The 24,785-nt window shown below is 62.4% G+C and carries 18 protein-coding genes and 2 riboswitches; of the genes, 11 read left to right on the top strand and 7 right to left on the bottom strand.

Annotated elements, in window-relative coordinates:
- Positions 1-18: 18 nt before the first annotated feature.
- The 3 genes from ACYASU_RS06815 to cobW all read right to left on the bottom strand — a co-directional run bounded on the left by ACYASU_RS06815 (position 19) and on the right by cobW (position 5,988).
- Entirely contained in the window at positions 19-1,059 is a 1,041-nt protein-coding gene (locus ACYASU_RS06815) for an ATP-binding protein (protein WP_463582358.1), read from the bottom strand.
- A gap of 88 nt (positions 1,060-1,147) precedes the next feature.
- Positions 1,148-4,912, bottom strand: coding sequence for a cobaltochelatase subunit CobN (gene cobN, locus ACYASU_RS06810; RefSeq protein WP_463582357.1), 3,765 nt, complete (start codon positions 4,910-4,912; stop codon positions 1,148-1,150).
- A gap of 2 nt (positions 4,913-4,914) precedes the next feature.
- The gene (gene cobW / locus ACYASU_RS06805) at positions 4,915-5,988 is read right to left on the bottom strand and encodes a cobalamin biosynthesis protein CobW (protein ID WP_463582356.1); all 1,074 of its coding nucleotides are present in this window, start codon (positions 5,986-5,988) and stop codon (positions 4,915-4,917) included.
- A 140-nt stretch (positions 5,989-6,128) separates the two neighbouring features.
- A riboswitch (cobalamin riboswitch) is annotated at positions 6,129-6,338 on the bottom strand.
- A 138-nt stretch (positions 6,339-6,476) separates the two neighbouring features.
- A riboswitch (cobalamin riboswitch) is annotated at positions 6,477-6,709 on the top strand.
- A gap of 95 nt (positions 6,710-6,804) precedes the next feature.
- On the opposite strand from cobW, the gene ACYASU_RS06800 reads away from it, so the two are divergent.
- The 4 genes from ACYASU_RS06800 (at position 6,805) to cobM (ending at position 9,075) form a co-directional block, all read left to right on the top strand.
- Entirely contained in the window at positions 6,805-7,020 is a 216-nt protein-coding gene (locus tag ACYASU_RS06800; RefSeq protein ID WP_463582355.1) for a CbtB domain-containing protein, read from the top strand.
- A gap of 11 nt (positions 7,021-7,031) precedes the next feature.
- Entirely contained in the window at positions 7,032-7,751 is a 720-nt protein-coding gene (locus ACYASU_RS06795) for a CbtA family protein (protein ID WP_463582354.1), read from the top strand.
- Positions 7,748-8,164 carry a cobalamin biosynthesis protein gene (locus ACYASU_RS06790; RefSeq protein ID WP_463582353.1) on the top strand — a complete coding sequence of 139 codons (417 nt, stop codon included), beginning with the start codon at positions 7,748-7,750 and terminating at the stop codon, positions 8,162-8,164. Before ACYASU_RS06795 ends, ACYASU_RS06790 begins: the two co-directional genes overlap by 4 nt.
- A gap of 164 nt (positions 8,165-8,328) precedes the next feature.
- The gene (cobM, locus tag ACYASU_RS06785; protein ID WP_463582352.1) at positions 8,329-9,075 is read left to right on the top strand and encodes a precorrin-4 C(11)-methyltransferase; all 747 of its coding nucleotides are present in this window, start codon (positions 8,329-8,331) and stop codon (positions 9,073-9,075) included.
- A gap of 95 nt (positions 9,076-9,170) precedes the next feature.
- Here cobM and nfuA read toward each other — a convergent pair whose 3' ends face one another.
- The 3 genes from nfuA to ACYASU_RS06770 form a co-directional block, all read right to left on the bottom strand.
- Positions 9,171-9,764 carry a Fe-S biogenesis protein NfuA gene (nfuA, locus tag ACYASU_RS06780; RefSeq protein ID WP_133771305.1) on the bottom strand — a complete coding sequence of 198 codons (594 nt, stop codon included), beginning with the start codon at positions 9,762-9,764 and terminating at the stop codon, positions 9,171-9,173.
- 104 nt (positions 9,765-9,868) lie between these two features.
- Positions 9,869-10,888, bottom strand: coding sequence for an acyltransferase family protein (locus ACYASU_RS06775; protein ID WP_463582351.1), 1,020 nt, complete (start codon positions 10,886-10,888; stop codon positions 9,869-9,871).
- 231 nt (positions 10,889-11,119) lie between these two features.
- Positions 11,120-13,420 carry a fatty acid cis/trans isomerase gene (locus ACYASU_RS06770; RefSeq protein WP_463582350.1) on the bottom strand — a complete coding sequence of 767 codons (2,301 nt, stop codon included), beginning with the start codon at positions 13,418-13,420 and terminating at the stop codon, positions 11,120-11,122.
- Between the two features lie 169 nt (positions 13,421-13,589).
- On the opposite strand from ACYASU_RS06770, the gene metH reads away from it, so the two are divergent.
- The 3 genes from metH to ACYASU_RS06755 all read left to right on the top strand — a co-directional run bounded on the left by metH (position 13,590) and on the right by ACYASU_RS06755 (position 20,036).
- Positions 13,590-17,300, top strand: a complete 3,711-nt coding sequence (gene metH, locus ACYASU_RS06765; RefSeq protein ID WP_463582349.1) for a methionine synthase — start codon at positions 13,590-13,592, stop codon at positions 17,298-17,300.
- Between the two features lie 599 nt (positions 17,301-17,899).
- Positions 17,900-19,558: a nitrite/sulfite reductase gene (locus tag ACYASU_RS06760; RefSeq protein WP_463582348.1), complete on the top strand. Its 1,659-nt coding sequence runs from the start codon at positions 17,900-17,902 to the stop codon at positions 19,556-19,558.
- Positions 19,542-20,036, top strand: a complete 495-nt coding sequence (locus ACYASU_RS06755; RefSeq protein ID WP_133771327.1) for a DUF934 domain-containing protein — start codon at positions 19,542-19,544, stop codon at positions 20,034-20,036. Before ACYASU_RS06760 ends, ACYASU_RS06755 begins: the two co-directional genes overlap by 17 nt.
- 143 nt (positions 20,037-20,179) lie before the next feature.
- On the opposite strand, the gene sohB is transcribed toward ACYASU_RS06755, so the two are convergent.
- Positions 20,180-21,202 carry a protease SohB gene (gene sohB, locus ACYASU_RS06750; protein ID WP_346626282.1) on the bottom strand — a complete coding sequence of 341 codons (1,023 nt, stop codon included), beginning with the start codon at positions 21,200-21,202 and terminating at the stop codon, positions 20,180-20,182.
- A gap of 207 nt (positions 21,203-21,409) precedes the next feature.
- Between sohB and ACYASU_RS06745 the strand changes: the two genes are divergently transcribed.
- From ACYASU_RS06745 to ACYASU_RS06730, 4 genes are all read left to right on the top strand, one after another.
- Entirely contained in the window at positions 21,410-22,120 is a 711-nt protein-coding gene (locus ACYASU_RS06745; protein WP_463582347.1) for a histidine phosphatase family protein, read from the top strand.
- A gap of 57 nt (positions 22,121-22,177) precedes the next feature.
- On the top strand, positions 22,178-22,492 hold the full coding sequence (locus ACYASU_RS06740) for an SCP2 sterol-binding domain-containing protein (RefSeq protein WP_074887795.1): 315 nt from the start codon (positions 22,178-22,180) through the stop codon (positions 22,490-22,492).
- 423 nt (positions 22,493-22,915) lie between these two features.
- On the top strand, positions 22,916-23,983 hold the full coding sequence (locus ACYASU_RS06735; RefSeq protein ID WP_463582346.1) for a phosphotransferase family protein: 1,068 nt from the start codon (positions 22,916-22,918) through the stop codon (positions 23,981-23,983).
- Between the two features lie 25 nt (positions 23,984-24,008).
- Positions 24,009-24,776 (top strand): SDR family oxidoreductase, encoded by a 768-nt coding sequence (locus ACYASU_RS06730; protein ID WP_122538346.1) that lies wholly within the window; start codon positions 24,009-24,011, stop codon positions 24,774-24,776.
- Positions 24,777-24,785: the final 9 nt, after the last annotated feature.

The following is a 24,785-nucleotide window of genomic DNA, read 5'->3' as shown; positions in this document are numbered from 1 at the left end:
ACAGGCGGGGGCGAATGCCTAGGGCTTTTTTGGCCAGCGGGGCACTTCTTTGCGACTGCCCGCCTGCACGCTGCGGGCGGGCAACTCACCCCAACTGCCCTCGCCTGTTTCTGGCGCTTCGTGCTGCGGCTGAGCGCCGTTGTCGGGTCTCGGCGGGCTTTGCTCTGATGACGCAGGCGGCCGGGATTGCGGCTGATGCGGCGGTTGCGGCTCCCGACGACGATGGCGCAGAGCGAAATCGGCCACGGCGTCGATGTCGATTTCGGTGATCTGAGCACCGCCGCGCCAAGCCGCATGGGCACGGGCCGCGCGCAACCAGACCAGATCCGCACGCAAACCGTCGACCCCGGCCGCAAAGCAACGCTCGGTGATCAGGCCCAGGCTGACGTCATCCAGCTCGATGGTCGGCAACAGGCTCCGGGCGGTTTCACACCGCGCCTTCAACGCCTGCTGCTGCGGGGCCCAATGCTGACAGAACGCCTCAGGCGCGGCGTCGAAATCCAGCCGGCGGCGAATGATCTGCCCGCGCTGTTCCGGCAATGTCTGCCCGCTCAACGCCACGTTCAGGCCGAAACGGTCGAGCAACTGCGGGCGCAGTTCGCCTTCTTCCGGGTTCATGGTGCCGATCAGCACAAAGCGCGCGGCATGGCGATGGGAGATACCGTCGCGCTCCACCAGATTGACGCCGCTGGCAGCCACGTCCAGCAGCAGATCGACCAGATGGTCCGGCAGCAGATTGACCTCATCGACGTACAGCACGCCACCGTCCGCCTTGGCCAGAACCCCCGGCGAGAATGCCGCGCGGCCTTCACCCAGCACCGCGTCGAGGTCCAGCGTGCCGACAAGGCGCTCTTCGGTTGCCCCCAGCGGCAGCGTGACGAACTGTCCGCTGGCCAGCAGATCCGCCAGCCCTCGGGCCAGGGTCGATTTGGCCATGCCGCGCGGCCCCTCGATCAGCACGCCACCGATTTTCGGGTCGATGGCGGTCAGGCACAGGGCGAGCTTCAGGTCATCGGCACCGACGACGGCAGCGAGGGGAAAATGTGGGGTGTCGGTCATGGTCGGTTCTCGTAAAGCTGCGGGTCAATCACGGTGTTCAATCCAGTCAGGAGTCTTTCCAGAGGGATGTGCAGACGCTCGTTCAGACTCATGACTCTTCGATGTCCAGCAACAGATTCTCCAGCGCCTCGCGGTACTCGCCGGGCTCCTGCCACAGGCCGCGCTGCTGCGCTTCGAGCATGCGCTCGGTCATGTCCCGCAGCGCATCCGGGTTGTGCTGCTGGATGAAATCGCGGGTCGAGGCGTCCAACAGATACGCATCGGCGAGCAGCGCGTATTGGTGATCGTCGATCAGCTCGGTGGTGGCGTCGAAGGCGAACAGGAAATCCACGGTCGCCGCCATCTCGAACGCACCCTTGTAGCCGTGGCGCTTGACCCCTTCGATCCACTTCGGATTGGCCGCCCGGGAGCGCACCACCCGGTTAAGCTCTTCCTTCAGCGTACGGATCTTCGGCAGATCAGGCTGGCTGTGGTCGCCGTGATAACTGGCGACTTTCTCGCCGGACAGGCTTTCCACTGCCGCCAGCATGCCGCCCTGGAACTGGTAGTAATCGTTCGAATCGAGCAAGTCGTGTTCGCGGTTGTCCTGGTTCTGCAGCACCGCCTGAACCTGACTCAGCCGCTTGGCAAAACCGTCACGGGCCGGGGTGCCTTCATCGCTGCCGCCGTAGGCGTAGCCGCCCCAGTTCAGGTAGACCTCGGCAAGGTCTTCGCGGCTCTGCCACAACCGTCCGTCGATGGCGTTCTGTACTCCCGCGCCATACGCCCCCGGCTTGGCGCCGAAAATGCGCCAGCCAGCCTGCTTCGCCGCTTGCTCGGCATCCAGACCGTCGCGCTGCAATTGCTCGCGCTCCTGACTCACGCGGGCGGCCAGCGGGTTCATGTCGTCGGGCTCGTCCAGCGCGGCGACGGCCTGCACTGCGGCGTCGAACAGGCGGATCAGGTTGGCGAAGGCGTCGCGGAAGAACCCGGAGACCCGCAGGGTGACATCGACCCGCGGCCGGTCGAGCAGGCTCAGGGGCAGGATTTCAAAGTCATCGACGCGCTGACTGCCCGTCGCCCACACCGGCCGCACACCCATCAGCGCCATGGCCTGGGCGATGTCATCACCGCCGGTGCGCATGGTCGCCGTGCCCCAGACCGAAAGCCCCAGTTGACGTAGATAATCACCATGGTCCTGTAAGTGCCTCTCCAGCAACAGATTTGCAGACTGGAAACCAATGCGCCACGCGGTCATGGTCGGCAGATTGCGCACGTCCACGGAGAAGAAGTTGCGGCCGGTCGGTAGCACGTCCAGCCGTCCACGGCTGGGGGCGCCGCTCGGCCCGGCCGGGACGAATCGCCCACTTAGCGCGCTGAGCAGGTTCGACATTTCTGCTGGACCGCAGGCGTCGAGGCGAGGGATAACCACTTCATGCAGGGACTGAGCAACGTCGGACAAGCTGTTGTTTTCTAACCGATTACTGAGAGGAAAGCCGCTGGCAATCTGCTCAATCATCTGCGCGGCCAGCAGCTCCAGCCGCTCGCGGGTATCGCCGGTCGTGCGCCATGGTTCAGCGCTGACTTCATGTAATGCCTGAGGTTTGTCGCCGGTCCATGGCGCGCCGAGATCACAGTCCAGCGGGTCGAAATCCAGCGCCAGCGCCTGACTCAACGCCCGCAGCAGACTGGCCTGACCGCCGCGACCATCACCCCGAGGCACGCGCACCATCGCCAACAGCGTGTCGATGCGCAGCCGGCCGGTGGGCGACTCGCCGAACACGTGCAGGCCGTCGCGGATCTGCGATTCCTTCAGGTCACACAAGTAGGTGTCCAGACGCGGCAGCCACACGGCGGCGTCGGCCTCGCTGTTGGCGTCCCCGTCCATCGCCAGTTCGCGGTCGATATGGGTCTCGCGCACCAGCCTGAGAATGTCTTTTTGCAGCTCCCGGGCACGGCGCGGGTCGAGCAGCTGCGCTTCGTAATATTCGTCCGCCAGCAGTTCAAGGTCGCGCAACGGACCGTAGGTTTCGGCGCGGGTCAGCGGCGGCATCAGGTGGTCGATGATCACCGCCTGGGTGCGGCGCTTGGCCTGGGCGCCCTCGCCCGGATCGTTGACGATGAACGGGTAGATATTCGGCATCGGGCCGAGGATCGCGTCCGGCCAGCAGTGTTCGGACAGGCCGACGCCTTTGCCCGGTAGCCACTCCAGATTGCCGTGCTTGCCGACGTGGATGACAGCGTGGGCGCCATAGCGTTTGCGCAGCCAGAAGTAAAACGCCAGATAGCCGTGGGGCGGTACCAGATCGGGGTCGTGATACACCGCGCTGTGATCGACGTTGTAGCCCCGCGCCGGTTGAATGCCGACGAAGGTCATGCCGAAACGCAGGCCGGCGATCATCATCCGCCCGTCCCGGCACATGGGGTCGGTGTCAGGGACGCCCCATCGCGCGATGACTGCATCGCGATTGGCTTGCGGCAGCGCTTGAAACGCCGCCCTGTACTCGTCCATGGCCATGCTCTGGTGGCACGGCCGTTGATCGAGGCTGTCCGGGTCATTGGTGACGCCGCCGAGCAAGGCGTGAATCAGCGCAGTACCGGTCTCGGGCAAGTCCTCAACCGGGTAACCCTCCGCCTGCATGGCCTTAAGGATGTTCAGCGCGGCCGCCGGGGTGTCGAGGCCGACGCCGTTGCCGATGCGCCCGTCGCGGGTTGGATAGTTGGCCAGAATCAGCGCTACGCGCTTGTCGGTGTTGGCGGTGCGGGCAAGCAGCACCCAGCGCCGGGCCAGTTCGGCGACGAAATCCATGCGTTCCGGCTGGGCGCGGTAGCAAACCACGTCGGACTGACTGCGCTCGCTGTGCCAGGCCAGGTCCTTGAAGCTGATTGGCCGGCTGATGATGCGCCCGTCCAGTTCCGGCAGCGCGATGTGCATCGCCAGGTCGCGGGGGCCCAGCCCTTGGGCGCTTGCCTGCCAGGCGGGTTCGTTGTCCTGGGCGCAAATGGCCTGAATGACCGGGATGTCTCGGCGAAACGGCCGAACATCCGGCGCTTCCGGGCTGGATTGGGCGAAGCCGGTGGTGTTGAGAATGACCTCGCAATCCACCTCGTCGAGCCAGTCCTGTATCGCGCTCATGCAGCCGGCTTCCTTCAGGCTGGCGACGGCAATCGGCAACGGGTTCAGGCCCTGGGCCGACAAGCGCTCGCAGAACACATCGAGGAAACCGGTGTTGGCTGCCTGCAGGTGGGAGCGATAGAACAGCACGGCCGCGACCGGCTGATCGGCGCGCCAGTCGGCCTGCCAGCGGGCCAGGTCGGCGTTGGCGTGGTGCGGGTGATAAATCACGGTGCGCGGCAGGGTCTGCGGCTCGGCCCAGAGGTAGTCGCCGCCCAGCCAGCGGGTGGCGATGAAATTGAACAGCGCCAGCGCGTTGTGCTTGCCGCCCTGACGCAGGTAATGCCAGAGACGCTCGCGGTCTTCGACAGATTCCGTGCTCAGGCCGCTCAGCTCGGGGTCTGGCCGATCACAGCCCGGGACTAGAATCAGCTTCACGCCTTTCGCGGCCAGCTCCACCAGCCGCTCGACGCCGTAACGCCAGTAGCCGATGCCGCCGTGCAGGGAAATCAGGATGACTTTGGCGTGGCGCAGCACCTCGTCCACGTACAGATCCACCGACGCATGGTTTTGCACCTGCATCGGGTTGGCCAGGCGCAGGCTCGGGTAGCTATCCGGCAATTGCCGCGCGGTTTCAGCCAGCAGCGCCAGATTCGAGTCGGCGCTGCACAGGATCACCAGCTCGGCGGGCGTCTGGCCCAGGTCAGCGATGCTGTCGTCGGGGACGAAGCCGCCGGGCTGTGTACGCAGCAGGTGCATGGTTAGCCTTTTATGCCTGAGACTGCGTCGCGCAATTGCGCTTCAAGGACGCCGGCGTCCAGTTCCTGGCCGATCAGCACCAGGTGGGTTTCCCGGGCTTCGTCTGGCTTCCAGGCGCGGTCGAAATGCTTGTCGAAACGCGTGCCGACACCTTGCACCAGCAGGCGCATGGGTTTGCCGGGAATGGCGGCGAAGCCTTTGACACGCAGGATGCCGTGCTGGACGACGGCCTGGGTCAGCGCGTCGAGCAACAGCGATTCGTCGGCCTGGGGCAGCGTAATGGAAATCGAGTCGAAGGCGTCATGGTCGTGGTCATCATGATCGTCGCCTTCGTGGTGATCGTGGTGGGTCTTGCGCCCGTCGATGTGCAGCTCGGACTCGGCGCCCAGGCCCAGCAACACGCTGATCGGCAGCTGGCCCCGGTTCGCTTCGACGATCTTCACCGCCGGCGGCAGTTCTTCGGCGACTTCGGCACGCACGGCGGCGATAGCATCAGCGTCGAGCATGTCGGCCTTGTTCAGCACGACGAGATCGGCGCTGGCCAGTTGGTCGGCGAACAGCTCGTGCAGCGGCGATTCGTGGTCCAGGTTCGGATCAAGCTTGCGCTGGGCGTCGACTTGGTCCGGGAACGCGGCGAAGGTGCCCGCGAGCACGGCCGGGCTGTCGACCACGGTGATCACGGCGTCGACGGTGCAGGCGTTGCGGATTTCTGGCCACTGGAAGGCTTGGACCAGGGGTTTCGGCAGGGCCAGACCCGAGGTTTCGATGAGGATGTGATCGAGGTCGCCACGACGGGCGACCAGTTCCTGCATCACCGGGAAAAACTCTTCCTGAACGGTGCAGCACAGGCAGCCGTTGGCCAGTTCGTACACGCGACCGACGGCTTCTTCTTCGGTGCAGCCGATGGTGCATTGCTTGAGGATGTCGCCGTCGATGCCCAGTTCGCCGAATTCGTTGACGATGACGGCGATGCGTCGGCCTTCGGCGTTGTCGAGCATGTGCCGCAGCAAAGTGGTTTTGCCCGAGCCGAGAAAGCCGGTGACGATGGTGACAGGGAGTTTGGCCAGTGTTTTCATCGGTTGCCCTCAGGCGTGCGGCGGGGCAACGAGGACGAAAACAGCGCAGGCCGGTGGAAGCAGGCGCGCGGTTCGATTCGCCACCGGATCACCCCGCCCGGTTGTAGTGAAATTCCTCGGCCGCTTGCAGGCGGTCCGAATCGAGGCAGGTCTCCTGGCTCACGGCGGCCGGTCGCTGACAGGCATCATCAGGCGACTGACATTCATTGCGCCTTCCCGCTTGCGCAGTGGCTGTGCAATGAAGCTGTCCGTTTACAGTTGCGGGGGCAGCTGCGGCTTGATACCGCATTCCCTTCTTAGCGCCGGTGGCCCTGTGACGTATCCGAAACCGGGCGGCCGGCGAACCTCAAGTGCGCAAGGCTACGCAGTGACTGGAGGCCGGTCAATCGCGCTTTGCAATGATCGCCGCGCCAATTGACGCACCGATCGCTGCATTGATTGACGCATCGGCTGAAGGGCCGATTGACGAGCCAAACAGCCCGTGGTCTGCTACACACCTTGTTACGGGTGCCCTTCACAGGGTGAAACGGGAAACCGGTGCGTGCAGACCTTCGGGTGTGTATCAGTCCGGTGCTGCCCCCGCAACGGTAAGCGAGTGAAGAGTCAGATCCACTGTGTCGGCATCGATATGGGAAGGCGATTCTTGAAGGCACGACGGCTGTAACGGCTGATGCATGTGCCCCTCGCGAGCCCGGAGACCGGCCCGATAACGCTACATAACACAACCCGCGGTGGGCGGGCGCTGTTGATCACTGCCGGCCTTCGCCTGCGGTGTCTTCGCGTCCGTCCGCTGAATCCACTTCAGAGGGAAGCGCCATGTCCATCAGCACACCCCGCCAGACGTCCGGCACCGGCACCAGCACAAACACCACAACAGCCGTGACCGCCACCCAAAGCCAGCGCATTGTCGCCGCCGTCAGCGCGATGTTTCTAGGCGCGTTTCTGGTGTACTTCGCCGGCTTCTCCCACATCGATGCGGTGCACAACGCGGCACACGACACCCGTCACAGCTCTGCCTTCCCGTGCCATTGAGACCCGCCGCCATGTTCAAGCGAATTGCGCAAACGGCCGGGTTCACCGGACTGCTCGCCGCCCTGTTGTTGACACTGCTGCAGAGCTTCTCGGTGGCGCCACTGATCCTGCAGGCGGAGACCTACGAAAAGGCCCCGGCTGCTGAGATGCACGAGCACGCCGAGGGTGCGATGGCCGGCCACGTCCATGACGCCGAAGCCTGGGAGCCGGAAGACGGCTGGCAGCGCGTGCTGTCCACCACCGGCGGCAATCTGGTGGTCGCGGTCGGCTTCGCCCTGATGCTGGCGGCGCTGTACACCCTGCGTACGCCGACCAGAGCCCGCGAAGGCGTGCTGTGGGGGTTGGCCGGTTATGCGGTGTTCGTGCTGGCGCCCACTCTTGGTTTGCCGCCCGAGCTGCCCGGCACTGTCGCGGCGGATCTGACCCAACGGCAGATCTGGTGGGTCGGCACCGCCGCCTCCACGGCTGCAGGCCTGGCATTGATAGTGTTTGCCCGGCACTGGGTGTGGAAGGCCTTGGGCGCGGTGATCCTGGTGGTGCCGCATATCGTCGGCGCGCCGCAACCGGCGGTGCACTCGGCACTGGCGCCGGAAGCCCTTGAAGCGCAATTCAAGATCGCGTCGCTGCTGACCAATGCGGTTTTCTGGATTGCCTTGGGCTTGATCAGCGCCTGGTTGTCTCGGCGCAATGAAGCGACCGAGACGCACGTCGGTTTGAAGCCTGCTCTGTGAATGAAGTGCACGATCGGCCGCTGTGGGTGGTCGGTCTGGGCTGCCAGCGCGGCTGTTCGGCGCTGGAGCTTCGGCAGTTGATGGAGGATGGGTTGCGGGAGGGACGTCTTCAGCTGACAGACGTTGCCGCCCTCGCCTCCATTGACGGCAAGTCGGCTGAGGTAGGGCTGCAGGCACTGGGTCATGAGCTGGGGCTGACGATCGGGTTTTTCAGCGCGGGTGATCTGGCGGCTTACGAGGCACAGCTGACTTACCGTTCGGACATCGCCTTCGAACGCACTGGCTGCTACGGCGTGGCAGAAAGCGCGGCGCTGGCGATGGTGACACGGTTGACCGGCGCGCCCGCGACCTTGGTCATCCCCCGCCGAAAAAGCCCCCACGCGACCTTTGCTCTGGCAACCGCAATCTTGTAGGACCGGCTAACCCTTGTAGGACCGGCTTTAGCCGGGAAGACGTCAGGCGCCACGCTGCAAATTTGAGGGTGTACACGCAGACCTTTTCCCGGCTAAAGCCGGTCCCACTGGACCGCATGCAGCCATCCAAGCAGTGCTCAAATGAACCCCAATCAGGACACCCCATGACTGTTTTTTTCATCGGCGCCGGCCCCGGCGATCCGGACCTGATCACTGTCAAAGGCCAGCGGCTGATCCGCTCCTGCCCGGTGATCATTTACGCCGGTTCCCTGGTGCCTGAAGCAGTGCTGGAAGGTCATCAGGCAGTTCAGGTCACCAACAGCGCTCCATTGCACCTTCAGCAGATCATCGAGCTGATGAAATCCGCTCATGCACAGGGCCAGGACGTGGCGCGCGTGCATTCCGGCGATCCGAGCCTGTATGGCGCGATCGGCGAACAAATCCGCTGCCTGCGCGAATTGCAGATCCCCTTCGAAATCATCCCCGGCGTCACCGCCACCGCCGCCTGCGCCGCGTTGCTCGGGACAGAGCTGACGCTGCCGGACATCTCCCAGAGCGTGATCCTGACCCGCTACGCCGACAAAACCGACATGCCCGAAGGCGAAAGCCTGGGCGATCTGGCACGGCACCGGGCAACCATGGCGATCCATCTGGGGGTCAATAACCTCGGCAAGATCGTCGCCGAGCTAACGCCGCACTATGGCGCCGACTGCCCCATCGCCGTAGTGCATCGCGCCAGCTGGCCCGATCAGGACTGGGTCACCGGCACACTGGCAGACATCGAGGAGAAGGTGCGGATCAAGGGATTTCGTCGCACCGCGCTGATCCTGGTGGGTCGGGTACTGGGCAACGACGTGTTCAGCGAGTCATCGCTGTATCGCGCGGGCCATGCCCATGTGTTCAGGCCCTAGCGTGCGCCTCTAGACCTTGGCGAGCGCCCACAAAAAAGCCCCGAACTCGTCGGGGCTTGCCTGCAACACCATACTTCCTGGTATCACACGTTGACTCAGTAATACGCGTTTTCTTTCTGAGTGTGGTCGGTCACGTCACGCACACCGGTCAGCTCGGGGATGCGCTCCAGCAACGTGCGCTCGATGCCTTCCTTGAGCGTCACATCGGCCTGACCGCAACCCTGGCAACCACCGCCAAACTGGAGAATGGCGACATTTGCCTCATCTTCTTCCACCACCTCGATCAAGGTCACCTGGCCGCCGTGACTGGCGAGGCCCGGGTTGATCTCGGTCTGCAGGTAGTAATTGATACGCTCGTTGATCGGGCTGTCGGCGTTGACCATCGGCACTTTGGCGTTTGGCGCCTTGATGGTCAGTTGACCACCCATGCGGTCAGTCGCGTAATCGACAACGGCGTCGTCCAGAAACGCTTCGCTGAATGCATCGATCCAGGCGGTGAAGCTTTTCAGGCCGATGGCCGTGTCTTCAGGTTTCTCTTCGCCCGGCTTGCAGTAGGCAATGCAGGTTTCAGCGTATTGGGTGCCAGGCTGGGTAATAAACACGCGGATGCCGATGCCGGGGGTGTTCTGCTTTTCCAGCAGATCGGCCAGGTAATCGTGGGCGGCATCAGTAATCGTAATAGCGGTCATGAAAATTCCTCGCAGACGTGGGGCGCAGTTTACGCCAATCAACTGCGCCTGACAAAGCCCTAGTATTTTAGTCAGGTAAGCGGTTCGCCTCGACTAAAACCCCGTCACGACAGAGCTGCTTCCTTGCTCGCCCTTCTCTGATCCAGCCAGCCCTTCATGCGTCGGTACAGGCCCTTCTCGATCCACTCATAACTGAGCCAAGCCCCCAGGGCGATGACCGGCACACAGACGGCAAACACCACGTACGGGTTAATGCCGTAACGTTCGCTCACCAGCCAGCCCGCATACAGCACCAGCACGTGGAGCAAATACACCGAATACGAGCAATCGCCCATGACTTTGAGAAGGCGGTAGTTGCGCAGATAGGGTTCGAGGGAGATGCAGGCCACCACGATCACCGCGCTCGGCAGGCCCCAATTGATGATCCGAGGCGCCGGTTGCAGGTGGTCGATGGTGAACAGCGCGGCGCCGATCGCGATCAATGGCAACCACAACCGTTCGCTGATCCAGCCCCGGCGATACATCACGCCAACAAAAATGCCGAGCAGGAATTCGTAAACGATGTCATTGGCGTAGAACCGGCTGACCAGCCCCGACCGCCCCAGCACGTCGGTAATGGCGAACAGCGCTGCTGCGAGAATCAACGGGCGCAGACGCTGCTGAAACAGAAAGACCATCGAAAACAGCACGTAGAACAGCATCTCGTAGTTCAGCGTCCAGCCCACGTTGAGAGTGGGATAGAGGCCGTAGCCGCCGGGGTTTTCCGAAGGGATGAACAGCAGCGACAGCACGAAGCTCTGCCAATCGACGACCTGATGCGGCAACAGCGGCTGGGCGACCACGACCAAGAGCCCCATCACCAGGGTATACAGCCAGTACGCCGGGACGATACGAATAACCCGGTTGAGCATGAAACGGCCGGCGGGGATGTCCTTGTCCACGGTGGACAGGTAGATGACCAGACCGCTGATGACGAAAAAAATGTCGACGCCGACCGCGCCTTTTTCAGTGAAAAAGCGGCCGACTGGCCCACTCGGATGAAAGTCGAAAAAAATCTGCATGAAGTGGTGACACACAACAGCCCACGCGGCGAGTGCCCGCAGGGCCTGAACCGAAATCAACATCTGCAACCTCTTGCTTCGTCTGGATTGACCCCAGGCGCTATACCGGCAAAGGCACGGCGTCGGAGAGCGACTCACAGGGTCCGACTTCGAAAATTGCAAAAAGGTTCGGCGCCACTGACGGGCTGCATAATGGCTGCACGCCATGTTCCATAAGGGTTTCCCCGTTTGGACCAGCGTCAGCCGGGCCGACGCCGAATGTGAAGATTCCTTAAATAACGGCGCCCCTGCGACTCACAGATTCTCGTACCGATTCATGTCCAGCACCCCTGCCTCGCGGGGTTCGGTTTCCTGAAGGTAGCGGTCCAGGTCGTGGAAGTAGGTCCAGAATAATGGATGGCTGCGGCGCACGCCCCAGCGCTGGACGATGGCGTCAAACGCCTGCTTGTGATCATGGGCCTGCTCCATCGCGTCGACGAACGCGCCGACCTCGCTGGCCGGCACATTGAACATGAAATTCGGGTAACTGCTCAGCACCCCCGGGTAGATCGTCAGCGTGTCGAGGCCCGGCTGGTAGCGGTAATCCTCGCCCATCAGAAAGGCGACGTTGCTGTGGGCGCGGTTGCGCAACATGCTGTAAATGATGCGTTTGCCGCTGCCGTCCTGGATTCGCAGCATCGTCGCCTCAGGCAACTGGTGAATGACCTTCAGCCCAGCCGCCGGCCGCGACGTCAGCCGGCTCAGTGCCTGCTCCACTCCGCTGAACACCGGGTCCAGTCCCTCACGCGAACAATAGGCGCCGTCGCAGCGATTGATCGGGTCCGGCGTCACGTTCAAGGTGCCCGCACGCTCGATCAACTTGCGCTCGAAGTCACGCTTGGGGTTGTGCTCATCGAGCTTCAGGCCGGTCGGGGTGTGATCGTCGATGGCCTGATAATCCAGCCACATCTTCACTTTGCCGCCGTTCTGGTACCAGTCACCGAGGATGTCGTCACGCTTGTCCGCCGGCATCAGGCGCAGGAAATTGACCTCGGCGCCGTTGCGGATCAGGTCGAAATACAGACGCGTCTGCACCTGATGGGAAACGTTGCCGTAGACGTCGAAATTCACCGCCAGCTGGTAATAGGTGCGCTCCAGCAAGGGGTAGTCGAACAGCCAGACGCTGTTGGGCAGCGCGCCGATCAAGCCTTTGTTTACCGAGGCGCTGTCGAAGTGACGGAAGATGGTCAGCAGCGCATTGTCGTTCCCCGCCCACAGGGTCGCCCATCCCGGCGGCGGCATGTGCGCGTAGGCATCGCTGCGCAGGTCTTCGTATTGATTGCGCTTGTCGCGGTAGTCGTGCCACAGGGTCAGAACACTGCCGATGTCATCGTCCTGCCCCGGCATCGCCAGCAACGGCGTGGCCTTGGCACGATAGGCCGCATCGGTGATGTAACGGTCGTGGCCGGGCTCCTGGAACAAGGCCCAGAAATGATCGCGAATCACGTCCGTGGCGATCTCGCCCCGACACACCGGGCCGCGAATGAAGGTGCGCACGAAGTACTCGGCGTTATCCAGCATGAACTGGTAACGCGCGACGGCGGGGATCTGCTGGAACGTTTCAAACGGGTTGGCCCGATGCTGCGGACCATAGCCGGGCAGCTCGGTGGCATGCCAGGTCCCGCTGTAGAACAGTTGCTTGACCCGGGCCAGCTTCTGCGGGCCCATCGGGTAGGTGATGTGGGTCTTGTGGACGATAACGCCCTGCACCGGCATCAGGCGGTAATAGAAGGTGGTGCCAGGATCATCGTCGGGGCGGCGCGTGGCGATCAGGTCGACGGGTTGGCCGCTCGGCGTGCGCGAGCGCACCCACTGGAAGAAATGCCCCGGCTCGCCGTCGCTGAAATACACGTGGGCGAGAAACAGATGTTCGTACAGCCAGCGGCCGACCAGCGCTTCGCTCGATCCGGGACGATTGAGCAGGCTTTCCCATTCGTTGATCTGCACCGTTTCCCGCGCACTCGGTTGCAGCGGCGTCTGTTCCACCGGCGCCCCGGCTGCCAGCCAGCGTTGCAGCGTGCTGTATTGAGCGTCGGTGAGGCCGGTCACCGCCAGGGGCATGCCCTGCCCCGGACGCGCCTTAACATAGGCGGCGAACTCGTTGGGCAACGGGCACATGTTCTGGCGATTCAAGCCCAGCACGATGTCGTCCGGCAGCCGCGCGTTGGGCACCAACGGCGCGCCGTGCCCGAACTCGAGCATCTTTGCCATCAGCGCCGCCTGATTGCTCTGCCCGTCCAGCACTGAATAAAAGCCTTTTTTACGCCAGGCGTCAGGGCCCTGCGCGTCGACGAAAATCCGGGTGGGTGCGACCGCCTTGCTGCGGTCGCCTTCGTAAACCGGCACCTTCGATGCACCGCGCAGCACACCTTCGCCGCTGCCCAGGTTCAGCTGGCAGGCAGCGTCATTGCACGCATGGCAGGCAACGCACTTCTCGGTGAAGATCGGCTGGATATCACGGCTGTAGGAAATAGCCGGAGACTGAAGGGGTGACTGCGCGAACGCTGCACCGCAAAACAATAAGGCCAGGGAACTGGCGAGCACGCGATGCAACATGGAACGGGCGTCCTGAAAATGATTCGGCCGAATTCTACCTGTGGCTAATGGCCTGCAACATGAACAGAATTCATGTAAATCCCGGAATGATTTAAATCCGCGCAGGTTTGCTATTATTTCGCACTTTTCAGCGCCACCTTATTTCGTACTTCTTCGTCCGGGTAACCTCATGTCAGATCGCAGCGCGCGTCTTCAAGCACTCCAGCAGGCTCTTCAACAGCGGATCCTGATCCTCGATGGCGGCATGGGCACGATGATCCAGAGCTATCGGCTGGAGGAAGAAGACTACCGCGGCAAGCGTTTCGCCGACTGGCCGAGCGACGTCAAGGGCAACAACGACCTGTTGATCCTGACCCGGCCCGACGTGATTGGCGCGATCGAGAAGGAGTACCTCGACGCCGGTGCCGACATTCTCGAAACCAACACCTTCAACGCCACCCAGGTGTCCCAGGCCGACTACGGCATGGAAGCGCTGGTCTATGAACTGAACGTGGAAGGCGCGCGCCTGGCCCGACAGGTCGCCGACGCCAAGACCCTGGAAACCCCCGACAAACCGCGCTTCGTTGCCGGCGTGCTCGGCCCGACCAGCCGCACCTGCTCGCTGTCGCCGGACGTCAACAACCCCGGCTACCGCAACGTGACCTTCGACGAACTGGTGAAGAACTACACCGAAGCCACAAAAGGCCTGATCGAAGGCGGTGCGGACATGATCCTCATCGAAACCATCTTCGACACGTTGAACGCCAAAGCGGCGATCTTTGCCGTTCAGGGCGTGTTCGACGAGCTGGGGTTCGAGCTGCCGATCATGATTTCCGGCACCATCACCGACGCCTCGGGCCGAACCCTCTCCGGCCAGACCACCGAAGCGTTCTGGAACTCGGTACGCCACGCCAAGCCGATCTCCGTAGGCCTCAACTGCGCGCTGGGCGCCAGCGAGCTGCGGCCGTATCTGGAAGAGCTGTCCAATAAAGCCGAAACCCACGTGTCGGCGCACCCGAACGCCGGCCTGCCTAACGAATTCGGTGAATACGACGAAGCCCCGGCAGAGATGGCCAAAGTCGTGGAGGAGTTCGCCCAGAGCGGCTTCCTCAACATCGTCGGCGGTTGCTGCGGCACCACCCCGGCGCACATCAAGGCCATCGCCAACGCCGTCGCCCCGTACGCGCCGCGCCCGATTCCTGACATCGCGAAGGCCTGCCGCCTCTCGGGTCTGGAGCCGTTCACCATCGATCGCAGTTCGCTGTTCGTCAACGTCGGCGAGCGCACCAACATCACCGGCTCTGCCCGTTTTGCCCGCCTGATCCGCGAAGACAACTACACCGAAGCGCTGGAAGTCGCCCTGCAGCAGGTCGAAGCCGGCGCCCAAGTGATCGACATCAACATGGACGAAGGCATGCTGGATTCGAAGAAGGCCATGGTGACCTTCCTCAACCTGATTGCCGGCGAGCCTGATATTTCCCGCGTGCCGATCATGATCGACTCGTCGAAATGGGAAGTCATCGAAGCCGGCCTCAAGTGCATTCAGGGCAAGGGCATCGTCAACTCGATCAGCATGAAAGAAGGCGTCGAGCAGTTCATTCATCACGCCAAGCTGTGCAAGCGCTACGGCGCGGCGGTGGTGGTGATGGCCTTCGACGAAGCCGGCCAGGCCGACACCGAGGCGCGCAAGAAGGAAATCTGCAAGCGCTCCTACGACATTCTGGTCAACGAAGTCGGCTTCCCGCCGGAAGACATCATTTTCGACCCGAACATCTTCGCCATCGCCACCGGCATCGAGGAGCACAACAACTACGCCGTCGACTTTATCAATGCCTGCGCCTACATCCGCGACGAGCTGCCGTACGCGTTGACGTCGGGCGGTGTGTCCAACGTGTCGTTCTCGTTCCGCGGCAACAACCCCGTGCGCGAAGCGATTCACTCGGTGTTCCTGCTGCACGCGATCCGCAACGGCCTGACCATGGGCATCGTCAACGCCGGCCAGCTGGAGATCTACGACCAGATCCCGGCCCAGCTGCGCGACGCGGTGGAAGACGTGGTGCTCAACCGCACGCCGGAAGGCACCGACGCCCTGCTGGCCCTCGCCGACCAGTACAAAGGCGACGGCTCGGTCAAGGAAGCGGAAACCGAAGAGTGGCGCGGCTGGGAGGTCAACGAGCGCCTCAAGCACGCGCTGGTCAAGGGCATCACCACGCACATCGTTGAAGACACCGAGCTGTCGCGGCAATCGTTCAAGCGCCCCATCGAGGTCATCGAGGGCCCGCTGATGGCTGGCATGAACGTGGTCGGCGACCTGTTCGGCTCGGGCAAGATGTTCCTGCCCCAAGTGGTTAAATCCGCCCGCGTGATGAAGCAGGCCGTGGCGCACCTGATTCCTTTCATTGAAGAGGAGAAAGGCGATAAGCCCGAAGCCAAGGGCAAGATCCTCATGGCGACGGTCAAGGGCGACGTCCACGACATCGGCAAGAACATCGTTGGCGTGGTGCTGGGCTGCAACGGTTACGACATCGTCGACCTCGGCGTGATGGTGCCGGCCGAGAAAATCCTGCAGGTCGCCCGCGAGCAGAAGTGCGACATCATCGGGCTGTCGGGCTTGATCACGCCTTCCCTGGACGAAATGGTTCACGTCGCCCGCGAGATGCAGCGTCAGGACTTCCACCTGCCGTTGATGATCGGCGGCGCGACCACCTCCAAGGCGCACACGGCGGTGAAGATCGAGCCCAAGTACAGCAACGACGCGGTGATCTACGTCACCGACGCTTCACGCGCCGTGGGCGTGGCGACGCAATTGCTGTCCAAGGAGCTGAAAGCCGGTTTCATCGAGAAGACCCGCGCCGAATACGTTGAAGTGCGCGAGCGCACGTCCGCCCGCAGCGCCCGCACCGAGCGCCTGAGCTACGGCGCGGCGATCGCCAAGAAACCGCAATTCGACTGGGCCGCCTACCAGCCAGTGAAGCCGACGTTCACCGGCGTCAAGGTGCTGGAAGACATCGACCTGAACGTGCTGGTGGATTACATCGACTGGACGCCGTTCTTTATCTCCTGGGACCTGGCCGGCAAGTACCCGCGCATTCTGACCGACGAAGTGGTGGGCGAAGCGGCCACCTCGCTGTTCAAGGACGCTCAGGAGCTGCTGCGCAAACTGATCGACGAGAAGCTGATCCGCAGCCGCGCCGTGTTCGGCTTCTGGCCGGCCAATCAGGTTGACCACGACGACATTCAATTGCTCGACGATAACGGCGCACCGCTGGCCAAGCTGCATCACCTGCGCCAGCAGATCATCAAGACCGACGGCAAGCCGAACTTCTCCCTGGCCGACTTCGTCGCGCCCCAGGGCAGCGGCGTGACCGATTATGTCGGCGGCTTCATCACCACCGCCGGCATTGGCGCGGAAGAGGTGTCGAAGGCGTATCAGGACAAGGGCGACGACTACAACGCGATCATGGTCAAGGCGCTGGCGGACCGGCTGGCCGAGGCCTGCGCAGAATGGCTGCACCAGCAGGTGCGCAAAGAGTATTGGGGTTACGCCCACGATGAGCAGTTGGGCAACGACGAGCTGATCAAGGAGCAATACACCGGCATCCGCCCTGCCCCCGGTTACCCGGCCTGCCCGGACCATACCGAAAAAGGCGTGCTGTTCGACCTCCTCGACCCGGCCCAGGGCGACGGCAAACCCGGGGTCAGCGGCGTGTTCCTCACCGAGCACTACGCGATGTTCCCGGCGGCGGCGGTGAGCGGCTGGTACTTCGCCCACCCGCAGGCCCAGTACTTTGCCGTGGGGAAAGTGGACAAGGATCAGGTGGAAAGCTACACGGCGCGCAAGCAACAGGATCTGAGCGTGACCGAACGCTGGCTGGCGCCGAACCTGGGGTATGACGAGTAAGTGCGGCAGATGTGTTATTGGCCGACTTGATCGTTCAGGCATTACAGAACCTGTGGGAGCGAGCTTGCCCGCGAATCCGGCACTCCAGACGCTGAAATATTCAGCGGATTTGCCAGGCTCCATCGCGAGCAAGCTCGCTCCCACTGGCTGGAGGTCCTGGCTACTGGTGCGTCACCCAGAACACCGCCGCCCCCACCACCAGCACAATGATGAACAGAATGGCCCATGCATCCACATGGCTCTCGGATTTGGTAACTTTCGGGTGATTTCGCATTGCATCGCCTTTTGTCTGTTTTATGGGTGATCGCAAAACTCGCGGACCAGCGACGAGCGTCGTTGGCCATTCCCAGAGTAAAGTCGAGCCATGCCCTTATCACAAGTGAGGTTATGCAGGTCCGACGTGCTGCTTAGCACTTTTGGTTCTGTGCATATACTCAAACATCACTTTTGCGCATATCTGCAAACTGGTAACCTCCCCCGGCTCCGCAAGGAGTGCGCGGCCGTGCGCGCAGATTTGTTCGGTAGCCCGAAAGCAGACGACAACGCATCGCCTTTCGGGCTGGCCCAGCAGCAGTGAACCGCCTGAGAACAGGACCACCATGTACGTATACGACGAGTACGATCAGCGGATCGTCGAGGACCGCGTCAAGCAGTTCCGCGACCAGACCCGCCGCTATCTGGCCGGCGAGCTCAGCGAAGAAGAGTTCCGCCCGCTTCGCCTGCAAAACGGCCTCTACATTCAACGCTTCGCCCCGATGCTGCGCGTCGCTGTGCCTTACGGCCAGCTGACTTCACGCCAGGCCCGCATGCTGGCGAAAATCGCCCGCGATTACGACAAGGGCTACGCGCACATCAGTACCCGCCAGAACGTGCAGTTCAACTGGCCGGCACTCGAAGACATCCCCGACATTCTCGCCGAGCTGGCCACCGTGCAGATGCACGCGATCCAGACCAGCGGCAACTGCCTGCGCAACGTCACCACGGACCAGTTCGCCGGCGTCGCCGCCGACGAACTGGTAGACCCGCGCCCCTGGTGTGAAATCGTCCGTCAGTGGACCACCTTCCACCCGGAATTCGCCTACCTGCCGCGCAAGTTCAAGATCGCGATCAACGGCTCGACGTCCGACCGCGCCGCCATCGAAGTGCACGACATCGGCCTGGAGCCGGTCAAGAATGCTGCCGGCGAGCTGGGCTTCCGCGTGCTGGTCGGCGGCGGCCTCGGCCGTACGCCGGTGGTGGGTGCGTTCATCAACGAGTTTCTGCCGTGGCAGGACCTGTTGAGCTACCTCGACGCCATCCTGCGTGTGTACAACCGCTACGGCCGTCGCGACAACAAGTACAAGGCGCGCATCAAGATTCTGGTCAAGGCGCTGACGCCTGAAGTGTTCGCCGAGAAGGTCGAGGCCGAGATGGCCCACCTGCGCGGCGGCCAGACCACCCTGACCGAGGCCGAAGTGCATCGCGTCGCCAAGCACTTCGTCGACCCGGACTACAAGGCGCTGACCGATTACAGCGCCGAACTGGCTCAGCTGGATCAACAGCACCCCGGTTTTGCCCGCTGGCGCTCGCGCAACGTCCTGGCCCATAAAAAGCCGGGCTATGCAGCAGTGACCCTGTCGTTGAAACCTACTGGCGTCGCGCCGGGCGATCTCACCGACAAGCAACTGGACGGCATCGCCGACCTCGCCGACACCTACAGCTTCGGTCAGCTGCGCACGTCCCACGAGCAGAACATCATCCTGGCCGACGTCGAGAAGAGCCAGCTGTTCACGATGTGGGGCGAACTGCGCGAGCAGGGCTTCGCGACGCCGAACATTGGTCTGCTGACGGACATCATCTGCTGCCCGGGCGGCGACTTCTGCTCCCTGGCCAACGCCAAGTCGATCCCGATTGCCGAGTCGATCCAGCGCCGTTTCGACGACCTTGATTACCTGTTCGACATCGGCGAGCTGGACCTGAACATCTCCGGCTGCATGAACGCCTGCGGTCACCACCACGTCGGCCACATCGGCATTCTCGGCGTGGACAAGAAAGGCGAAGAGTTCTATCAGGTGTCTCTGGGTGGCAGCGCCAGCCGTGACGCCAGCCTGGGCAAGATCCTTGGGCCGTCGTTCGCACAGGACGTCATGCCGGATGTGATCGAGAAGCTGATCGACGTCTACGTTGAGAAACGCAACGAAGACGAGCGCTTCATCGACACCTACCAGCGTATTGGCATCGACCCTTTCAAGGAGCGCGTCTATGCAGCGAATCATTAAGAACAACGCGGTCATCGACGAGACCTGGCACCTGCTGCCCAAGGACACGACGTTCGACAGCCTGTCCAACTGCGACGACCTGATCGTGCCGCTGAACCTGTGGCGCGAGCATGCCCATGCGTTGAAGGCCCGCGACGGCGGTCTGGGTGTCTGGCTGGACAGCGACGAGGAAGCCGAGGAAATCGGTGACGACGCGGATCAGTTCCAGGTCATCGCCCTGAACTTCCCGGCCTTCACCGACGGCCGCAGCTACTCCAACGCGCGCCTGTTGCGTGACCGCTACGGTTACAAGGGCGAGCTGCGGGCGATTGGCGATGTGTTGCGCGATCAGTTGTTTTACCTGCACCGCTGCGGGTTCGATGCGTTCGCGATTCGTGCCGACAAAGACCCGTACGAAGCGCTGGAAGGGTTGAAGGACTTTTCCGTGACGTATCAGGCTGCCACTGATGAGCCGCTGCCGCTGTTCCGGCGGCGTTGATCCGACACGGATCGACAGGCAACAAAAAGCCCCGGTTTCGTGAGAAACCGGGGCTTTTTAATTCAGCTGGGTCATGGTGCAGACGCCGTCCACCTTGCGGTGTGGCGTCCGACGTCTTCCCGGCTAAAGCCGGTCCTACGAAATCACCAGAATCGCTGCTGCGTCAGCTTGCCCCACCACCCTGTCACCAAGCGGTCAACCGACGTGCTAGCGGCGATGCCTACACGCTGCTGCAGGCTTTTGCGCTCGGCGTAATGCAGGTGGAACACCTCGGCGGTCTTGGCCTTCTCCGACAGGTATTCATCGCTGGTCTTCAGCTCATCCACCAACAGTTTGTCCTTGGCCGCAATGCCCAGCCAGATCTCGCCGGTGGCGACTTCGTCAATCTGCAACTGCGGGCGGTAGCTGGCGACGAAGTTCTTGAACAGCTCGTGGGTGATGTCCAGGTCCTCCTGAAACTTCTCACGGCCCTTCTCGGTGTTTTCGCCAAACACCGTCAGCGTGCGCTTGTACTCGCCGGCGGTCAGCACTTCGAAATCGATGTCGTGCTTCTTCAGCAGCCGATTGACGTTGGGCAGCTGGGCAACCACACCAATCGACCCCAGAATCGCGAACGGCGCGCTGATGATCCGGGTGCCGATGCACGCCATCATGTAGCCGCCGCTGGCCGCGACCTTGTCGATGCAGATGGTCAGCGGAATGCCCGCCTGACGAATCCGCGCCAGTTGCGACGACGCCAGGCCGTAGCTGTGGACCATGCCGCCGCCGCTTTCGAGGCGCAGCACCACTTCATCCTTGGGCGTGGCGAGGGTGAGCAGCGCGGTGATCTCGTTGCGCATGTTCTCGGTGGCCGAGGCCTTTATGTCGCCATCGAAGTCCAGCACGTAGACCCGAGACTTGACCTCGGTGGACTTCTTGTCCTTCTTCAGCTCCTTGGCCTGGGCCTTGCGCAACGCCTTGAGCCGGGCCTTGTCCAGCAGCGAGCCTTCGAGGCGATCACGCAGTCCTTTGTAGAAATCATTGAGCTTGGTGACATGCAGCTGGCCACCTGCGCTACGACGCCCGCGACCGCGCATCGAACCGATGACCACCAGCACCACAATGATCGCGATCACGATGGTGACGGTCTTTGCCAGGAAACTGGCGTAATCGAAAATGAACTCCACAGAAACTCCTTACCGGTACAGCAGATCCTCGGCAGAGGATCGCGAGTGGGCCCAAGCATACCGGCGCGCCGGTGGCCGGGCCAGTGACGAGACGGGTGAATACGGGACAGATCGGCCAATTCAAACGAGCGTATGTTTTTTCATTGACAGACCGCGGGCCGTCCTCATAACCTCCCAGCACTTTCAACGTGCCAGGGTGACGCGGTCGTGGGCAGCATCTATCTCATACGACATGGCCAGGCCTCGTTTGGTGCGGACGATTACGACGTCCTGTCGCCCACCGGTTTTCGTCAGTCGGAAATCCTCGGCGCGCACCTGGCGCAGTTGGGCCTGACCTTCGATCGCTGCATCAGCGGCGCCCTGTTCCGCCAGCGCCACACGGCCGAAACCGTGATCGCCCGGCTCAATGCCGCCGGCCTCGCTACACCCGAACTCGAAACCGACATCGCCTTCAATGAATTCAACGCCGAAGGCGTGATCCGCGCGCTGCTCCCTGCAATGCTGGATGAAGAGCCCGAAGCTTTCGAGATCATGCGTGACGCGGCCAATAACCGCGCCGAGTTCCAGCGCCTGTTTGCCGCGATCATTCGCCGCTGGCTGGTGGGCGATCACGACGCCGCCGCGCTGCAGAGCTGGCAGGCCTTCGTCGAGCAGGTTGAAGCGGGCCTGAGCGGCATTCTCGACAGCGCCGGGCCGAGTGATCGCATTGCTGTGTTCACCTCGGGCGGCACCATCACTGCCCTGCTCCACCTGATCACGCAAATGCCGGCCACCCAGGCCTTCGAACTCAACTGGCACATCGTCAACACCTCGCTCAATCTCCTGAAGTTTCGTGAGCGCGAGGTGTCCCTGGCTTCCTTCAACAGTTACGCGCACCTGCAACTGATGAAGGCGCCGGAGCTCATCACCTACCGCTGAGCCCGGCCAATCGCACTCGCAAAGTGCTCGTCATCACTCATATAAAAGGATCACACCATGAGCTCCGTAGAAAACGCCGTCCAAGCCATGAAAGCCAAGTTCAACCCAGCCGCTGCTGCGGGCCTGGACCTGGTGTTCGGTTTCCGCATCGACGAAACCAAGAACTTCTCCCTGATCGTCAAGGACAGCACCTGCGAATTGCAGGAAGGCGAAAACCCGGACGCACAGGTCACCCTGGTGATGGACGGCGAAACCCTGGAAGGCATCGTCAGCGGCGAGACCGACGGCATGCAGGCGTTCATGGGCGGTAAACTGCGCGCTGAAGGCGACATGATGCTGGCGATGAAACTGAGCGAGCTGTTCCCTTCCTGAGAACGCCTTGCCTTTTCGAATGAACCGAAGCTGCCCGGCTTCGGTTTTTTTTCGTCCGGACTGTGCTTGCGAAGAGAGAGGAACGGCGACTGAGTATTCAGCAGCTGGAAGGCCGTCTTCGTGAGCAAGCTCACTCCCACAGGGACCGTGTTTACTGTACGAAAGCGTGGCGCCTGGCCGCGCGCATATTCTGCGTAGCACGAGACACTGTGGGAGCGAGCTTGCTCGCGAACGCGATGGCTCAGGCCAGGGAGATGTATCGCCTGACCTGGCCCCGTCGCGAGCAAGCTCGCAACCCCGTCCGTGAATCAGGGCGGCTGATTGCCCCGTAACACCCACGCCAATAGCCCTTGTTTGCTGGCGCGGGGGCGCATTAGATTAGCCAATGATCCTGGCCCACCAAAATAATCTGCAGGGATACGCATGGCGCTCACCGACCAATCCACCCAGGTTCGATCCGGCGAAGAACTCGACGCCGGGTTGATCGACCCTTACCTGAAAACCCATATCCCCGGCCTGAGCGGCAGCGCGCAGATCAGCCAGTTTCCCGGTGGCGCGTCGAACCTGACGTACCTGCTGAAGTACCCCGAGCAGGAATTCGTTCTGCGCCGCCCGCCGTTCGGTCACAAGGCGAAAAGCGCCCATGACATGGGCCGCGAATTCCGCATACTCAACCAGCTGCGCGATGCCTTTCCTTATTGCCCCAAGGCCTATTTGCACTGCACCGACGAGACGGTGATCGGTGCAGAGTTTTACGTAATGGAGCGGGTCAAGGGCATCATCCTGCGCGCCGAATTGCCCGCCGAGATGAACCTCGATGCGGCGCAAACCGAAACCCTGTGCAAGAGTTTCATTGATCGGCTGGTCGAGCTGCATCAAGTGGATTACACCGCCTGCGGGCTCGGCGATCTGGGCAAGCCCCAAGGTTACGTTGAGCGACAGATTCGCGGCTGGACCGAGCGCTACGATAAAGCCCGCACCGACGACGCGCCCAGCTGGGAAAAGGTCGCGCGCTGGCTGGACGAGAAAAAGCCCGCGGACCATCCCGTTTCAAGTCTGGTGCACAACGATTACCGCTTCGACAATGTGATCCTCGACCCCGCTAACCCGATGCAGATCATCGGCGTGCTGGACTGGGAGCTGACAACCCTGGGAGATCCGCTGATGGACCTGGGCAACAGCCTGGCGTACTGGATTCAGGCGGACGACCCGGCGCCGGTGCAACTGATGCGGCGTCAGCCCAGCCATGCGCCCGGCATGCTCACCCGCGAGCAGTTCGTGGCGTACTACGCCGAGCGCTCGGGCATTGCCATCGACAATTTCGACTTTTACTACACCTACGGGCTGTTCCGGCTGGCCGGCATCGTCCAGCAAATCTACTACCGCTTCTTCCACGGCCAGACCCGGGACAAGCGCTTCGCCCAGTTCATTCACATGAACGCGCTGCTCGAACGCATGGCCCTGCAAGTGATTGAGCGTTCCAGCCTCTGATTGCGACACGACAAGGAAAACAACAATGTCCAAGACTCAACTGTTCGACCTCGATGGCAAGATCGCTTTCGTCTCCGGCGCCAGCCGTGGCATCGGCGAAGCCATTGCCAAGCTGCTGGCCCAGCAAGGCGCCCATGTCATCGTCTCGAGCCGCAGGATCGACGGCTGCCAGCAAGTGGCGGACGCGATCATCGCCGACGGCGGCCAGGCCACGGCCATTGCCTGCCACATCGGTGAAATGGAACAGATCACAGCAGTGTTTGCGCAGATCCGCGAACAGTTCGGTCGGCTGGACATTCTGGTGAACAACGCGGCGACCAACCCGCAGTTCTGCAACGTGCTGGACACCGACCTCGGCGCGTTCCAGAAGACCGTCGACGTGAACATCCGAGGCTACTTCTTCATGTCCGTGGAGGCAGGCAAGCTGATGCGCGAACACGGCGGCGGCAGCATCATCAACGTGGCGTCGATCAATGGCGTTTCGCCGGGCGTGTATCAGGGGATCTATTCGGTGACCAAGGCGGCGGTAATCAACATGACCAAGGTGTTCGCGAAGGAATGCGCGCAGTTCGGCATTCGCTGTAACGCCCTGCTGCCCGGCCTGACCGACACCAAATTCGCCTCGGCGCTGGTGAGCAACGAGAAGATCCTCAACACCGCGTTGGCGCAGATTCCCCTGAAGCGGGTGGCGGCGCCGAGCGAAATGGCGGGGACTGTGCTGTACTTGGCCAGCGATGCCTCGAGCTACACGACGGGCGTGGCATTGAATGTGGACGGCGGGTTCCTGTCCTGAGCCTCTTGA

It is taken from the genome of Pseudomonas sp. HP_12, assembly GCF_055283955.1.
This window is presented reverse-complemented; position numbering and strand designations above follow the sequence as displayed.

Bases quoted from the DNA above. Each gene is read 5' to 3' on its own strand.
- ACYASU_RS06815 (WP_463582358.1), bottom strand. From the start codon at position 1,059: ATGACCGACACCCCACATTTTCCCCTCGCTGCCGTCGTCGGTGCCGAT.
- cobN (WP_463582357.1), bottom strand. From the start codon at position 4,912: ATGCACCTGCTGCGTACACAGCCCGGCGGCTTCGTCCCCGACGACAGC.
- cobW (WP_463582356.1), bottom strand. From the start codon at position 5,988: ATGAAAACACTGGCCAAACTCCCTGTCACCATCGTCACCGGCTTTCTC.
- ACYASU_RS06800 (WP_463582355.1), top strand. From the start codon at position 6,805: ATGTCCATCAGCACACCCCGCCAGACGTCCGGCACCGGCACCAGCACA.
- ACYASU_RS06795 (WP_463582354.1), top strand. From the start codon at position 7,032: ATGTTCAAGCGAATTGCGCAAACGGCCGGGTTCACCGGACTGCTCGCC.
- cobM (WP_463582352.1), top strand. From the start codon at position 8,329: ATGACTGTTTTTTTCATCGGCGCCGGCCCCGGCGATCCGGACCTGATC.
- nfuA (WP_133771305.1), bottom strand. From the start codon at position 9,764: ATGACCGCTATTACGATTACTGATGCCGCCCACGATTACCTGGCCGAT.
- ACYASU_RS06775 (WP_463582351.1), bottom strand. From the start codon at position 10,888: ATGTTGATTTCGGTTCAGGCCCTGCGGGCACTCGCCGCGTGGGCTGTT.
- ACYASU_RS06770 (WP_463582350.1), bottom strand. From the start codon at position 13,420: ATGTTGCATCGCGTGCTCGCCAGTTCCCTGGCCTTATTGTTTTGCGGT.
- metH (WP_463582349.1), top strand. From the start codon at position 13,590: ATGTCAGATCGCAGCGCGCGTCTTCAAGCACTCCAGCAGGCTCTTCAA.
- ACYASU_RS06760 (WP_463582348.1), top strand. From the start codon at position 17,900: ATGTACGTATACGACGAGTACGATCAGCGGATCGTCGAGGACCGCGTC.
- ACYASU_RS06755 (WP_133771327.1), top strand. From the start codon at position 19,542: ATGCAGCGAATCATTAAGAACAACGCGGTCATCGACGAGACCTGGCAC.
- ACYASU_RS06740 (WP_074887795.1), top strand. From the start codon at position 22,178: ATGAGCTCCGTAGAAAACGCCGTCCAAGCCATGAAAGCCAAGTTCAAC.
- ACYASU_RS06735 (WP_463582346.1), top strand. From the start codon at position 22,916: ATGGCGCTCACCGACCAATCCACCCAGGTTCGATCCGGCGAAGAACTC.
- ACYASU_RS06730 (WP_122538346.1), top strand. From the start codon at position 24,009: ATGTCCAAGACTCAACTGTTCGACCTCGATGGCAAGATCGCTTTCGTC.